Raw genomic sequence first — 13939 nt, 5'->3', positions numbered from 1 at the left:
TGAGAACCCTGTGCGCGGGCTGTCCCGGAGGGCGGGCCGCTCGGGCCGGTGCGCGCCGCACCGGCCGTGAGATCATCGGCAACCGGACAAAGGGGATCTGCGCGAAGGCGGTGGGCGGCGTGGTGGCCGGGTGGGAGTGGGACGAGACCTTGTTCGCGGGCACCGCCGCGCACTACCGGCGCGGACGGCTCCCCTATGCCCCCGGGCTGGCGGACGCGCTCGCCGAGGCGCTGCGTCTCGACGGACGGGGGCGGCTCCTCGACGTGGGATGCGGACCGGGCATCCTCGCGCTGACTTTGGCCCACCTGTTCGGCGAGGTCGTCGGCGTGGACCCGGACCCGGAGATGATCGCCGAGGCGAGGCGCGAGGCGGCCGGAAGCGGAGTGGCCGGGAAGGCTCGGTGGGTGCGGGCCCGGGCCGAGGAACTGCCCGCGGGTCTGGGCCGGTTCACCGTCGCCACCTTCGGCCAGTCCTTCCACTGGATGGACCGCGAGCTGGTCGCCGCGACCACCAGGGACATGCTGTGGCCCGGCGGTGCCCTGGTGCACATCTCGGACCTGAAGACCGAGACGCTCACCGTCGACGGTCTTCCCCGTCCGGCGGTGCCCGGTGCGGCGATCGAGGAACTGATCAGGCACTACCTCGGGCCGGTCCGCCGGGCCGGCCGGGGCGTGCTGCCGCAGGGCACGCCCGGCGGCGAGGCAGCGGTGCTCGCCCGGGCCGGATTCTCCGGCCCGCGGCGCCGTGTGGTGCCCGGCGGACAGCCGCTCGAACGGACGGCCGACGACGTCGTGGCGGGGGTGTTCTCGATGTCGTTCTCGGCTCCGCACCTGTTCGGCGCGCGCCGCGACGCGTTCGAGGCGGACCTGCGTCGACTGCTGCGGGAAGCCTCCGCGTCGGGCCGCTTCTCCGAACGCCGGCCGAGCACCGAGGTCTTCGTCTGGGGCAAGGACAACTCGCCACGGTGACCGGGCTCAGCCCCGGCGGGCGCGCGCCCGCGTTCACACGGACGTGACCGTCGACCCTCAGGAAACGCTTGCTTTCGCCACTCCCTTACCCGTAGACACGTTCTTCACGAACAGTCGTGACTTCGGGGGGAGTTGATGATGGAAGGCACGATAGACGGATTCCGGTACGGGGTGGTGACCCCGGTGGCGGCTTTTGTGATGGCCTGCATGGGAGGAGCGTTAGGACTGCGCTGCATCGTGCGGACGCTGCTCAACGGCGGTTCGTGGAAGCCGGGTTGGCTGGCGCTGGGGGCCGCGTCGATCGGCTGCGGCATCTGGACGATGCACTTCATCGCCATGATCGGCTTCCAGGTGGAGGAGACCCGGATCGGCTACCACGTCGGTCTGACCGTGCTCAGCCTCGCGGTCGCGATCGTGGTGGTCGGCATCGGGGTCTTCATCGTGGGCTACCGGGGCGCCGGCCGGGCGTCGCTGTCGCTCGCGGGGGTCGTCACGGGCATCGGGGTCGCCGCCATGCACTATCTGGGCATGGCGGCCCTGCAGTTCAACGGCGCCATCGCGTACACGCCGAGCACGGTGGCGCTCTCGGTGCTGATCGCCGTGGTGGCCGCGACCGCCGCCCTGTGGGCGGCCGTCACGATCCGGGGGTTCCTGACGAGCCTGGGCGCCAGCCTGGTGATGGGCGTCGCCGTGTCCGGGATGCACTACACGGCGATGGCCGCGGTCAGCGTCCATGTGCACGGCGCGACCTCGTCGTGGGCCGGCGACAGCCCCACCTCGCTGCTGCTGCCGATGCTGATCGGGCCGGTGATCTTCCTGCTGCTGGCCGGGGTGGTGGTGATGTTCGATCCGCTGCTCGTGCTCGGCGACGGCGAGTGGAACCGGCCCGCCCGGGCGGGGCGGGCCGGTTCGGCGGAGGAGGCGGTAAGCCCGCCTGCCGTCCGTCGGTCGTGGAGCGGTGGGTGAGGGGCTCACGCAGGCCCAGGTGGTCACGGAGCGTCCTGCCCGCGTACCGCGTGGGGTAGACGCCGCGCTCCTGGAGTTCCGGGACCAGGAGGTCGACGATGTCGTCGAGGCCGTCCGGAATGAGGTACGGCGTCACGTTGAAGCCGTCGACGGCCCCGTGGCGCACCCAGTGGGCGAACCGGTCGGCGAGTCCGGCGGGGGTGCCGACGTGCCCGCGCTGCGGTCCGAGGGCGATGACGGTCTCGCGCAGCGACCAGCCGTGTGTCTCCGCCTTCTCGCGCCACTCGGCGACCACCGTGCGCGGATCGGTGACGCGCCGGGCGCCGAACGACCCGTCGTTCTCGGCGACGACCGGGTCCTCCTCGGGCAGCGGTCCGTCGGCGTCCCGGTCCGAGTGGTCGGCCCCGGAAAGTGTCAAGGGCATTAGATGCCGGTGCATGAACCCGGCAGGGTGGACTCCTGTCGTGCGGGGCGGACTCCTGTCGTCCTGTGGATCATTGCTACGGTGCACCGGTGTCTGACTCCTCACGCGATACCGCCGAAGGCGCCGGCTGGGTCGGCGCCGACCGAGGCGCGTACCGGCAGCTCATGCCGGACCGGACCGAGAAGATCTCGTGGCTGGACCCCAGGATGCTGTGGGCCGCCCGCAACGGCGTGCTGGCGTCGTGGTTCGGCGACCCGACGGGCCTTACCCGCGACCGCCTGGTGGCGCAGCGGGCTGCGGCCGGCGCACCCGAGGACAAGGTCATCCGACGCACGGACCCGGACAGCTTCTCCTTCATGGTCATCGGCGACACGGGCGAGGGCGACGATCCCCAGTACGCCGTCGTGCCCGGCTTCCTGAGGGCCGGTCAGGGTACGTCCTTCGCCGTGCTCGCCAGTGACGTGATCTATCCGGTGGGCAGCGCCGACGACTACGGCACCAAGTTCTTCCGCCCGTACCGGGATTACCCGGCGCCCATATACGCGATACCGGGCAACCACGACTGGTACGAGGACCTGGGCGCGTTCATGCGGGTCTTCTGCGGCGACGCCCCGCCCCTGCCCGCCGAGCCCGCACCGCGCCTGCTCAGCCGCGCCCGGCTGCGCGCCCTGCTGTGGCACCGGCCACGCACACACGACGGCCAACGTCTCGCCGAGGCACGCACGTTGCGGTCCGCGCCCGGCCAGCAGGCGGTGCAGCCCGGGCCGTACTGGGCGATCGACGCCGGCCCGGTGCGGATCATCGGCATCGACACCGGGCTGCTGGGCACACTGGACGCCGAGCAGGGCGCGTGGCTGCGCGCGGTGTCGCAGGGCCCGCGCCCCAAGATCCTCGTGACCGGCTCGCCCCTCTACGTCGACGGCGAGCATCACCCGTGCCCCATCGAGGGCGGCGGCAGCGTCGACGACATCGTCAGCGCGCCCGAGCACCACTACGTGGCGGCCATAGGCGGCGACATCCACAACTACCAGCGCTACCCGGTGCGGCTGGCCGACGGGCGGACGCTGCAGTACGTGGTCGCGGGCGGCGGGGGCGCGTTCATGCACGCCACGCACACCATCCCCCGGGTGTCCGTGGCCGGCGTCACCGAGCGGGACTTCCGCTGCTATCCGCTGCGCGGCGACTCCCTCGCCTTCTACAGCCGGCTCTACGGGCGCCGGCTGCGGCTGCGCCGGTTCTTCGCCCTCAGCGAGACCGAGGCCCAGGCGGTGGTCGCCGAACGGCTGGGCATCCCGCCGACGCGCACACCGGGCCCCGAGGTCAAGGTGACGCGGCGGATCCGTCTGCTGGCCGGTCTGCTGGGCACCGGGAGCCGCCCGGAGCGCCGCAAGCGGCTCCGGCTGCCGGTGCGCAAGATCTACACCCAGCTCTTCTCCCCGAGTTCGGTGACGTACAGCCCGCCGTTCTTCAAGTGCTTCCTGCGGCTGGACGTCACCCCGGAGTCGGTCCGGCTGCGCTGCTTCGCGGCCACCGGGAACCGCGCCCAGGAGCTGAACCCACCGGTCGAGGACGAGGTCACGATCCCGCTGGTCTGAAACGACCGCTTGCGACCATCCGCGAACAACCGCCGACCACCGCCGACCACCGCCGTACGGCCGCACACACCGTCGAACGATGGAGGAACCCCGTGCCGTCGACCTCACGCCCTTTGCGCAGGCTGGGCTTCCTCACCATCGGGCTGTTCGACGCGGATGATCCGGGCCGGGGGCACGAGACCACACTGGAGATCATCGAGCTGGGTGAACGGCTCGGCTTCGACAGCGCCTGGGTGCGCCACCGGCACCTCCAGTACGGCATTTCCTCCCCCGTCGCCGTCCTCGCGGCCGCCTCGCAGCGCACCCGGCGCATCGAGCTCGGCACCGCCGTCATCCCGCTGGGCTGGGAGAACCCCCTGCGCCTCGCGGAGGACCTGGCCACCGTCGACATCCTCGCCGGAGGCCGGCTCAACCCGGGGGTGAGCGTCGGCCCGCCGATGCACTACGAGCAGGTCAAGGAGGCCCTGTACCCGGACACCGCCGACGCGGAGGACTTCGGCTACGAGCGGGTGCGCCGGCTGCTGGACCTGGTGCGCGGCAGGTCCGCCACCGACTTCAGCGGGGTCGAGGGCTTCGAGGTGTTCTCCGACGTGGTGCAGCCGCACTCCCCCGGTCTCGGCCGCCGCCTGTGGTACGGCGGGGGCAGCCTGGGCTCCGCGCGGTGGGCCGGGGAACACGGCATGAACTTCCTCACCAGCAGCGTGGTCAAGGCCGAAGGCCCGGACGACACCAGGGACTTCGCCGAGATCCAGCTCTCCCACGTCCACGCCTTCCGCGCCGCCCACCCCGACGGCGAGGCGGCCCGTGTCTCGCAGGGTCTCGTGGTCATCCCCACCGACTCCGCCTCACCCGAACAGCGCTCGAGGTACGAGGAGTTCGCGGCGAAGCGGCTCCCCCGTACGACCTCGCCGCAGGGCCCGGCCCGGCTGCTGTTCGCCCCGGACCTGGTCGGCACCTCGAACGAGATCGCCGAACGCCTGTACGCCCACGCCGCGTTCCGTGAGATCGACGAGGTCGCCTTCGCCCTGCCGTTCACCTTCGGGCACGAGGACTACGTACAGATCCTCACCGACATGGCGACGAAGCTGGGTCCGGCGCTGGGATGGCGGCCCGGCGCCGGAGCGTGAGGCCCCTCACCAGCGGCCCGGCTCGGTTCCCGTCACCGGCTCGGACGGCCTGCCGTCCACGCCGACGGGGATGTCGCCGGTGAGCATCACCCGGTGCATCGTGCGGGGGAAGTCCAGATGCGCGTTGTCGCTCGGCGCGAGGTGGATGGTGGCGCGGTTGTCCCAGAACGCCACGCTGCCCGGTTCCCAGCGGAAGCGGACCGTGTACTCGGGGCGGGTCGCCTCCTCCAGCAGCATGTCCAGGATCGCCCGGCTCTCCGCGCGGGAGAGGTCGGTGATCTGCTCGACGTAGTAGCCGTTGACGTACAGCACGCGCTCCCCCGTCTCGGGGTGGACGCGAACCAGGGGGTGCACCGAGGCGACCTGGTGATCGAGCAGGTGGCGGACGTACGCGTCGTCGCCGGGGCGGGGCTGGTAGCCGACGCCGAGCCGGTGCTCGGCGCGCAGCCCCGCCAGGAACTCCCGCAGGGGCGCGGAGAGTCCGGCGTGGGCGGCCGCCAGGTTGGACCAGGTCGTGTCACCGCCGTAGGGCGGCACGGTCTCGGCGCGCAGGATCGTCGCGGCCGGCGGGTCGACGCGGGCGCCGTGGTCGCAGTGCCAGCCGCGCAGGAGGGTGTGCCGGCGGCGCCGCAGCCACTCCTCGTGCTCCATGCCGAACTTCCCGCCCAGTTCGAGCCGGTCGGCGGTCGTCTCGATCTCCGGGAAGTCCGCCGGTGACGCGCCGCCGCGCCTGCGCAGGACGACGGGTTCGCCGAACCGTCGCGCGAACGCCACATGTCCGGCGTGGTCGAGGCGCTGCCCGCGGAAGAACACCACCTTCCAGCGCAGCACCGCCGCCCTGACCACGGCGACCTGGGCGTCGTCGAGTCCCTCGGCCAGGTCGACGCCCTCGATCTCGGCGCCGATGTGTCCGGCGACCGGTTTCACCTCCACTCCGGCCGCCCGCGCGGCCTCCTCGGCCGCCGGGTCGTCGAAGGGGGTGGCCCGGCTGTCCGTCGTCATGCGTGCTCCGCTCGTCTTCACTCGTCGTCCGTCACGGCTCCGGGAAGATCGTGACAGCGAATCGGCGGCCTGGCGACAGGGCGTTCGGACACCCGTACAGGGGACGGGCTCCTGCCCCGGGCGGCCTCCGGTTGATCGATCCCCGTGTGATCGGTGAGGCTGGTGGGACGACACGGACGACACAGCCGAGGAAAGGTCCCCTGGTGAGCAACATCCCGGAGCACACGCTCAACGACGGTACGAAGCTCCCGGCCCTGGGTCTGGGCACCTGGCCGATGGACGACGCGGAGGCGGAGCGGTCGGTGGCCGAGGCGCTCGGTCTGGGCTACCGACTCGTCGACACGGCGGCGAACTATCGCAACGAGAGCGGGGTCGGGCGGGGCGTGGCCCGCGGCGGGGTGCCGCGTGAGGAGATCGTGGTGACCACGAAACTGCCCGGCCGCCACCACGGCTACGAGGAGACCCTCGCCTCCTTCGAGGAGTCCCGGCAGCGGCTCGGACTCGACTACGTCGACCTGTACCTGATCCACTGGCCGCTGCCCCGGGTCGACAGGTTCGTCGACTCCTGGCGCGCCATGATCAAGCTCCGCGAGGACGGCCTGGTCCGGTCCATCGGTGTCTCCAACTTCACCGCCGGGCACATCGAGCGGCTGGAGAAGGAGACCGGCGTACTGCCGTCCGTCAACCAGATCGAGCTGCACCCGCTCTTCCCCCAGGACGAGCTGCGCGCCTTCCACGAGGCCAAGGGCGTCCGCACGGAGAGCTGGAGCCCGCTGGGCCGCGGTTCGACGCTCCTGGAGGACCCGGCCGTCGTCTCCGTCGCCGAGTCGCTGGGCGTGACGCCCGGCCAGGTCGTCCTGCGCTGGCACCTCCAGCTCGGCGCCGTCCCCATCCCGAAGTCGTCCAGTCCCGAGCGGCAGCGCGCCAACCTCGACGTCTTCGGCTTCGAACTCGGACCGGCGCAGCTGGCGGCGATCGCGCAGCGGCCGCACCGGCGCCTGGGCGGCGACCCCGAGGTGCACGAGGAGTTCTGAGCGGGGCAGCACCGTCCAGGAGCGATCACTCGGGCTCCAGCGACTGCTCCGCCCAGATCGTCTTGCCCCGGTCCGTCTGCCGGCTGCCCCAGCGCTGGGTGAGCTGCGCGACCAGCAGCAGGCCGCGCCCGCCCTCGTCGAAGGCGTGGGCGCGGCGCAGGTGCGGGGAGGTGGAACTGCCGTCGGACACCTCGCAGATGAGGCTGCGGTCGCGGATCAGACGGAGCCGGATGGGGGGTGCGCCGTAGCGGATGGCGTTGGTGACGAGTTCGCTGACGACGAGTTCGGTGACGAAGGCGGCCTCCTCCAGGCCCCACGCGGTCAGTTGCTCGGTCGCCGCCTGGCGGGTGGCGGCGACCCGGGCGGGGTCCGGCTCCACGTCCCAGGTGGCGACCCGGTCCGCGCCGAGCGCCCGGGTGCGGGCGAGCAGCAGCGCGACGTCGTCGCCGGGCTCTTCCGGCAGGACCGCCTTGAGCACGGTGTCGCAGAGGGCGTCGAGCGTGGCGGCGGGCGCGGTCAGGGCGCTGCACAGCTCGCCGGTGGCACGGTCGACGTCACGGTCGCGGTCCTCGATCAGGCCGTCGGTGTAGAGGGCGACGACCGCGCCCTCCGGCAGCTCCAGTTCGACCGCCTCGAAGGGCAGCCCGCCGACCCCGAGCGGGGGCCCCGTCGTCATCCGGATCAGCTCCGCGCGGCCGTCGGGCAGCAGGAGGGCCGGCGCGGGATGCCCGGCGGCGGCGAGGGCGAGGCGGCGGCTGACCGGGTCGTAGACGGCGTACAGGCAGGTGGCGCCCAGTTCCGCGACCTCGTCGTCGCCACTCGCCTGGTAGCCCGCGAGGTGGGTGACGAGGTCGTCGAGGTGGGTGAGGAGTTCGTCGGGCGGCAGATCGACGTCGGCGAGGGTGCGTACGGCCGTACAGAGCCGGCCCATGGTCGCCGTCGACGCGATGCCGTGTCCGACGACGTCGCCGACGACGAGGGCGACCCTGCTGCCGGAGAGCGGGATGACGTCGAACCAGTCACCGCCGATGCCGGCCGTCGAGCCGCTGGGCAGGTAGCGGTGGGCGACCTCGACGGCGGCCTGTCCGGGCAGGCCGCGGGGCAGCAGGCTGTGTTGGAGGGCGAGGGCGGTGGTGCGTTCGCGGGCGAAGCGGCGGGCGTTGTCGATGCAGACGGCGGCCCGGCTGGCGAGTTCCTCGGCGAAGACGGCGTCGTCGGCCTCGTAGTCGTCGGGATGGGCGATACGGACGCCGACCAGGACGCCCAGGGTGGTGCCCCGGGCCAGCAGGGGCACCGCGATCACCGAGTGGACGCCGCTGCGGAAGCGACGGCCCTCGGGAGCGCGCGCGTTGCGTTCGGCGAGCCAGCTCACGAAATCGGGCTCGCCCGCCTGGATACGGACGGCACGCCGTTCCCGCAGGGCGCGCGCGGGTGGACTGAACGGCGGATGGACGTCGGTCTCGCCGAGACGGACCGCCGCCTCGGGGGTGCCCTCGTGGGCGGAGCCGTGGGCGACTCGGCGCAGCACCACCTCGCCGTCCGGGACGGGCGGCGGCTCGTCGGCGCCGAGGACCCAGTCCAGCAGGTCGACGCTGACGAAGTCGGCGAAACGGGGAACCAGGAGACCGACGACCTCCTCGGTGGTGCGCACGATGTCGAGGGTCGTACCGATCGAGGCCGCGGCCTCGTTCAGCACGGCCAGTCGCTGGCGGGCCAAGTACTGCTCGGTGCTGTCGAAGGCGGCCAGGGCGACACCGACGACTTCGCCCGACGGCTCCCGCACGGGCCACATCTCGGTGGTCCACGCGTGCTCCCGGTTGAGGGAGGGGGCGCCGGCCCAGCTCTCGTAGCGGATCGGACGGCCCGTCTCGACGACGTGGCGGAGGTGCCAGTCGAAGCCGCGGCTGTGCTCGGCCTCCTGGACGGTGTCCGGGAAGTGGCGGCCGAGCAGGACGTCCTCGGAGACGCCCATCACCTTGCAGGCGACCTCGTTCAGACGCAGATAGCGCTGGTGGGGGTCGAAGACGGACATGGCCATGGACGCCTGCTGGAAGGCCCGCCCCGCGAGGGTCGGTTCCGATTCCGAGGGCCGTTCGGCGGTGAGGGCCCAGCCGGCGGGCTCCTCGTCGGCGCCGAGCACCGGGCAGGCGGTGACGGTCACGGTGATGTGCCGGCCGTCGCGGTGGCGTACGAGAACGGGCCGGATCCACGCCCGCGCCGGGAGCGGCGGGAGCTCCTCGACGAGCAGGTCGGCCGCGGCCCGGCCCACGGCCTCCTCGGCCGCATGGCCCGTCAGCAGACGGGCACCTTCGCTCCAGCCCGTCACGATGCCGTGAGCATCGATGACCGCCGCAGCGACGACATGCTCCATATCGTCAAGAATGGTCCCTTTGTTCCGACGCATCAACCGCGACGGGCCGACCGGGGCGCACAGCGCTCCCCGGTCTCCCCGGTCTCCCCGGTCTCCCCGGCCGTCCCGCTCCGGCGCTCAGCCGCGGTGGGCGCGCAGTGCGTCGAGGGCGCGGTCCGCGTGGGTGTTCATCCGCAGCTCGCTGCGGACGACCTCCAGGACCGTGCGGTCCTGCGCTACGACGAAGGTGACCCGCTTGGTGGGGGCGAGGGAGAAGCCGCGCTTCACGCCGAACCGTTCCCGCACCTCCCCGTCGGCGTCGGAGAGCAGCGGCATGCCGAGCGCGTGCTTGCCGGCGAACTCCTGCTGGCGGTCGACGGAGTCCCCGCTGATCCCGACGGGCCGGGCGCCCACGGCGGCGAACTCGGCCGCCAGGTCACGGAAGTGGCAGGCCTCCGCGGTGCAGCCCGCGGTGAGGGCGGCGGGGTAGAAGAAGAGGACCACCGGCCCGTCGGCGAGCAGGTCGGTCAGGCGGCGCACCGTGCCGGTCTCGTCCGGCAGCGCGAAGTCCTCGACGAGGTCGCCGGTCTCCAGGGCCTTGGTCATGACCGTCCCTCCGTGGTCTTCGCGGCGCCGTCGGCGACAGTGCGGGCCCACAGCACGAGGGGCACCTGGAAGGGAAGCCGGGCCACGGCTGCGGCCTTGAACGGGGTGGGGCGGTGGCGCCAGTCCCACGCCATCTTCACGTTGGCGGGGAAGACGCCGACGAAGAGCCCGGCCGCGGCCAGCGCGGCCGTCCTGCGGGTCCGCGGCAGGGCCACTCCCGCCGCAAGCGCCAGCTCGGCCGCACCGCTGGCGTAGGTCCAGGCCCTGGGCGAGCCCGGGAGCGTGCGCGGAATGATCGCGTCGAACGGGCGCGGGACGGCGAAGTGGGCCACACCCATGCCGGCCAGCAGGCCCGCCAGGAGCAGGGGTGAGCGTTCGGACCGGGACACGGTTCCTCCTCTGATGACCTGGCGCCCGACCTTACTGGAGGGTAATCGGAACTCCGGAGGCGGGGTCGCGAGGCGCGACCCGGGAGCGGGACTCCCCCAACTCGGCCGGGGCGCATCATGGTTGGCGGCGGTCGGCGCTAGCCTTCCGGGATGACCGTCTATCTGCCGTGGCACATCGGGCACCGGAACGAAGCCGGCGAAGGCGGGTCGACCCTGCACCTCGACGGGGAGACGGTGCACGTCGACGAGGAGGACGGCGACGACGCCAAGCTGCTCGGCGTGTACCCCACGGCCGAGAAGGCGGCGGAGCGCAGGCGCCGCGCCCGGCTGCTGCCGGGCTTCGCCGACGAACCGGACTGTTTCGTCATCGACGAGCACACCCTCGACGAGGACGAGTGGACCGGCGGTTTCGTGCGCGTCTAGGACAGGTCCCGGGCCCGTCCGTGGTGCCGGCCGGGGGTGTACCCGTAGGCCCTGCGGAACACGTCGATGAAGGCGCTGGCGGAGGACCAGCCGCAGCGGTGGGCGACCGTGGTGACGGGCGTGCCGTCGGCCAGCAGACGCAGGGCGTGGTAGAGCCGGGACTGGGTGCGCCACTGGGGGAAGGTCATGCCGAACTCGCGGCGGAAGAGGCGGCTCAGGGTGCGTTCGCCGGTGCCGGTGGCGGCGCCTAGGGCGGCGAGGGTGCGCTGGTCGGCGGGGTGGGCGTGGACGAGGGCGCAGACCTCGGCGAGCCGGGGGTCGGTGGGGGTGGGCAGTCGGGCCGGCTGCTGCGGGGAGGCGCGCAGCTGGTCGCGCAGCACGGCGAGCAGGCGGACGCGTTCGGGGCTCGGGGCGTCCGGGGCCCGGGTGTGGGCGAGGATCAGCTCCCGCAGCAGCGGGCTGACGGCGAGCACGGTCGGCGCGTCCAGACCGAGCGGGTTGTCGTCGGCCGGCAGGCCCACCAGGTGCAGGTCGAGCCGGCCGTACGCCCGGTGCGCGTGCGTGGTTCCGGCGGGCACCCACAGCGCGCGGGTGCCGGGTGCGAACCAGGTGCCGGCGTCGGTCGTGACGGCCAGGACACCCGAGCCCGCGTAGACGATCTGGTGGTCGTCGTGCCGGTGCGCGTCGATGCGCCGGCCCGCGGCCAGCGGCTGGACCCGGGTGGGCGCGGTCGGTGTGTGGCGGATGTGCGGCACAAGGCGGCAGATTATCGGAAGCGCGACAGACACCCGGGCCGTGACGATCGCAGCGTGCCGAAAAACCGATCCATCACCCTGATGTCCCTGGGGCACGCCTGCGTGGACGTGTACCAGGGAGCCGTGGCCGCGCTGGTCCCCTTCTTCGTCGCCGAGCGTGCCTACTCCTACGCCGCCGCCTCGGGAATCGTCCTGGCGGCCTCCTTGCTCTCGTCGGTGGCACAGCCGCTGTTCGGCGTGCTGACCGACCGGTTCGCGATGCCGTGGCTGCTGCCGCTCGCGGCGGCGGCCTCCGGTGCGGGGATCGCCGTCAGCGGGATCGGCGGCTCGTACGCGCTCACGCTGGCGGCGGTGGCCGTGTCCGGCCTCGGGGTCGCCGCCTACCACCCCGAGGCCGCGCGGGCGGCGCGGGCCGCCTCGGGCGGCCGCCACACGGCGATGGGCTGGTTCGCGCTCGGCGGCAACGTCGGCTTCGCGCTCGCCCCGCCGCTGGTCGCGGCCGTCGTCGCGACCTGGGGTCTGCGCGCCTCGCCGCTGCTGGGGCTGCCGGCCCTGGCGGGCGTGGCACTGTGCGGGGCCGCGGTGCGCTCGGCGGCCGGCCGGGCCGGGTACGCCCCGGTGACGGACGAGGGGGCGGAGGGGGCGGGCCGGGACGACTGGCCGGCGTTCCTGCGTCTGTCGGGTGCCGTGGTGTGCCGCTCGGTCGTCTTCGTCGGCCTGAGCACGTTCGTCTCGCTCTACGTCCGTTCGCGCACCGGAGGCGGGGCGGCGGCGGGGACGGCCGCACTGTGCGTGCTCTACGCGGGCGGCGCCGTGGGGACGCTGGCCGGGAGCCGGCTCGCCGGGCGCTGGGGACGGCTCCGGGTCGTGCGGCACTCGTACGCCGTGACGGTGCTGGCGGTGGCCGGCGTGGTCCTGGTCCCGGGCCCGCCGCTGTACCTGTTCGTCGCGCTCGCCTCGGCCGGTCTGTACGTGCCGTTCTCGCTGCATGTGACGCTGGGCCAGGACTGCCTGCCCCGCCGGATGGGCACCGCGAGCGGCGTCACCCTGGGACTGACGGTCAGCATCGGGGGTGCGGCCGCGCCGGCCCTGGGCGCGCTCGCGGACGCCACGTCCCTGCGGACGGGCCTGCTTCCCCTGCTGATACCGCCGGTGGTGGCCTGGTTCCTGCTGCGCGGGCTGCGTGAGCCGGTCCCCGCCGCAGCTCCGTCGCCCGTGGCCGGCTCCCGCGCCCGAGGGGCGGGCGTGTCCTGAGGGTCAGGCGCGCGGGGCCGCGGCCGGCTGCTCGGTCTCGTCCTCGATGGAGTGGGAGAGGAAGTCGTCGACCATGCGGTGGAAGAGCGTGGCGAGCTGCCCGAGCTCGTCCGGGGACCAGTCGGCCAGCGCCAGCTGCATCCCCCGGGCGCCCGCGTCCCGGACCCGGCCGACCGCCGCGCGGCCGGCCTCGGTGAGCTGGATCCGCTGGGCCCGGCCGTCGTCGGGGTCGGGGACCCGGGTGACGTAACCGGACTTCTGGAGCTGCTGCACCGTGCGGGTCACATGCGAGGCCTCCACGCCCAGCCGCTGCGCCAGCTCCCCCGGCCGCAGCGGCTCGGAGTCGGCGACCTGCCGCAGCAGCGCCACGGCGGCGCGGTCCAGGGGGACGCCGGCCAGTGTCATCAGCCGGTCGTGCTGGCGGGCGCGGGTGCTCAGGTAGGTGATGCGAGTGAGCGCGCGCTCGATCTCGATCACTTCCGGAGTCGCGGTGGAGGGCAACGGCAGGGGTTCGGTGGACATGCGACCCACTTTACCATCTTGTTGCGTAACTCAAGTAAGTTACTGCGTACGTGTACCGCGCCTGCTGCGGGAGGACGACCCGCGTACGGCACCTCTGCCGGTATCCGGATCGTACGCGGCCGCCCATTCGCGGCGATATGCCCAGGCTCATGTCCGCCCCGCACCACGCTCCCCTCTGAGCAGCCACGCCAGGTAGGCGCCGCCCGCCACGCCCTCCTTCGACGGCCGCCCGGTCGGGCGGCACGCTCGCCATCGCGGTCGGCCGGTCGCGCTGCCGGGCGCGGGCACCCAGGTGGGCGACCCGGGTGAGGGCATGTTGCAGCTCGACCGCCGCAGGCGAGGCGGGCGGCATCACCGGCCGCGCGTGGGGCATGATCTCGACCCCACCCTTCTGATTGCCTAACTCAAGTAATTCGCATCGCTTGCTTGACTCAAGTAATCCAGATGTGCTTGCCTAACTCAAGCAATCCGGGAGTCGCCTTGAGCGGAGGCGACCCCCGGCCGCCGAACCCGTGGGGACGGGG

At 73.1% G+C, this 13939-nt stretch carries 13 protein-coding genes; 7 read left to right on the top strand and 6 right to left on the bottom strand.

Annotated elements, in window-relative coordinates; all coding sequences use genetic code 11:
• Positions 1 to 119: 119 nt before the first annotated feature.
• The 4 genes from OHU34_RS39565 to OHU34_RS39550 all read left to right on the top strand — a co-directional run bounded on the left by OHU34_RS39565 (position 120) and on the right by OHU34_RS39550 (position 5080).
• Positions 120 to 968 carry a class I SAM-dependent methyltransferase gene (locus OHU34_RS39565; RefSeq protein WP_405772513.1) on the top strand — a complete coding sequence of 283 codons (849 nt, stop codon included), beginning with the start codon at positions 120 to 122 and terminating at the stop codon, positions 966 to 968.
• 138 nt (positions 969 to 1106) lie between these two features.
• Positions 1107 to 1934, top strand: a complete 828-nt coding sequence (locus OHU34_RS39560; RefSeq protein ID WP_142268638.1) for an MHYT domain-containing protein — start codon at positions 1107 to 1109, stop codon at positions 1932 to 1934.
• 513 nt (positions 1935 to 2447) lie between these two features.
• Positions 2448 to 3953, top strand: a complete 1506-nt coding sequence (locus OHU34_RS39555; RefSeq protein WP_142268639.1) for a metallophosphoesterase — start codon at positions 2448 to 2450, stop codon at positions 3951 to 3953.
• A gap of 92 nt (positions 3954 to 4045) precedes the next feature.
• Positions 4046 to 5080, top strand: a complete 1035-nt coding sequence (locus tag OHU34_RS39550) for an LLM class flavin-dependent oxidoreductase (protein WP_405771057.1) — start codon at positions 4046 to 4048, stop codon at positions 5078 to 5080.
• 6 nt (positions 5081 to 5086) lie between these two features.
• Here the strand turns inward: OHU34_RS39550 and OHU34_RS39545 are convergent, their stop codons facing one another.
• On the bottom strand, positions 5087 to 6082 hold the full coding sequence (locus OHU34_RS39545) for a TauD/TfdA family dioxygenase (RefSeq protein ID WP_142268641.1): 996 nt from the start codon (positions 6080 to 6082) through the stop codon (positions 5087 to 5089).
• Positions 6083 to 6285: 203 nt separating this feature from the next.
• On the opposite strand from OHU34_RS39545, the gene OHU34_RS39540 reads away from it, so the two are divergent.
• Positions 6286 to 7116 (top strand): aldo/keto reductase, encoded by an 831-nt coding sequence (locus OHU34_RS39540; RefSeq protein WP_142268642.1) that lies wholly within the window; start codon positions 6286 to 6288, stop codon positions 7114 to 7116.
• A gap of 25 nt (positions 7117 to 7141) precedes the next feature.
• Here the strand turns inward: OHU34_RS39540 and OHU34_RS39535 are convergent, their stop codons facing one another.
• The 3 genes from OHU34_RS39535 to OHU34_RS39525 all read right to left on the bottom strand — a co-directional run bounded on the left by OHU34_RS39535 (position 7142) and on the right by OHU34_RS39525 (position 10461).
• Positions 7142 to 9487: a SpoIIE family protein phosphatase gene (locus OHU34_RS39535; protein ID WP_405771053.1), complete on the bottom strand. Its 2346-nt coding sequence runs from the start codon at positions 9485 to 9487 to the stop codon at positions 7142 to 7144.
• Between the two features lie 117 nt (positions 9488 to 9604).
• Positions 9605 to 10072, bottom strand: coding sequence for a peroxiredoxin (locus OHU34_RS39530; RefSeq protein ID WP_405771050.1), 468 nt, complete (start codon positions 10070 to 10072; stop codon positions 9605 to 9607).
• Complete coding sequence (locus OHU34_RS39525) at positions 10069 to 10461, bottom strand: hypothetical protein (RefSeq protein WP_142268645.1); 393 nt, start codon at positions 10459 to 10461, stop codon at positions 10069 to 10071. Before OHU34_RS39525 ends, OHU34_RS39530 begins: the two co-directional genes overlap by 4 nt.
• A gap of 150 nt (positions 10462 to 10611) precedes the next feature.
• Between OHU34_RS39525 and OHU34_RS39520 the strand changes: the two genes are divergently transcribed.
• Entirely contained in the window at positions 10612 to 10884 is a 273-nt protein-coding gene (locus tag OHU34_RS39520; RefSeq protein WP_405771047.1) for a hypothetical protein, read from the top strand.
• Here OHU34_RS39520 and OHU34_RS39515 read toward each other — a convergent pair.
• Positions 10881 to 11639 (bottom strand): AraC family transcriptional regulator, encoded by a 759-nt coding sequence (locus OHU34_RS39515; protein WP_405771045.1) that lies wholly within the window; start codon positions 11637 to 11639, stop codon positions 10881 to 10883. The genes OHU34_RS39520 and OHU34_RS39515 overlap by 4 nt on opposite strands.
• Positions 11640 to 11720: 81 nt before the next feature.
• On the opposite strand from OHU34_RS39515, the gene OHU34_RS39510 reads away from it, so the two are divergent.
• Positions 11721 to 12893 (top strand): MFS transporter, encoded by a 1173-nt coding sequence (locus OHU34_RS39510; protein ID WP_405772511.1) that lies wholly within the window; start codon positions 11721 to 11723, stop codon positions 12891 to 12893.
• Between the two features lie 3 nt (positions 12894 to 12896).
• On the opposite strand, the gene OHU34_RS39505 is transcribed toward OHU34_RS39510, so the two are convergent.
• Entirely contained in the window at positions 12897 to 13415 is a 519-nt protein-coding gene (locus OHU34_RS39505; protein WP_142268647.1) for a MarR family winged helix-turn-helix transcriptional regulator, read from the bottom strand.
• Between the last annotated feature and the right edge of the window lie 524 nt (positions 13416 to 13939).

It is taken from the genome of Streptomyces sp. NBC_00080 (assembly GCF_045041255.1).
GTDB classification, from domain to species: Bacteria; Actinomycetota; Actinomycetes; order Streptomycetales; family Streptomycetaceae; genus Streptomyces; species Streptomyces coriariae.
This window is presented reverse-complemented; position numbering and strand designations above follow the sequence as displayed.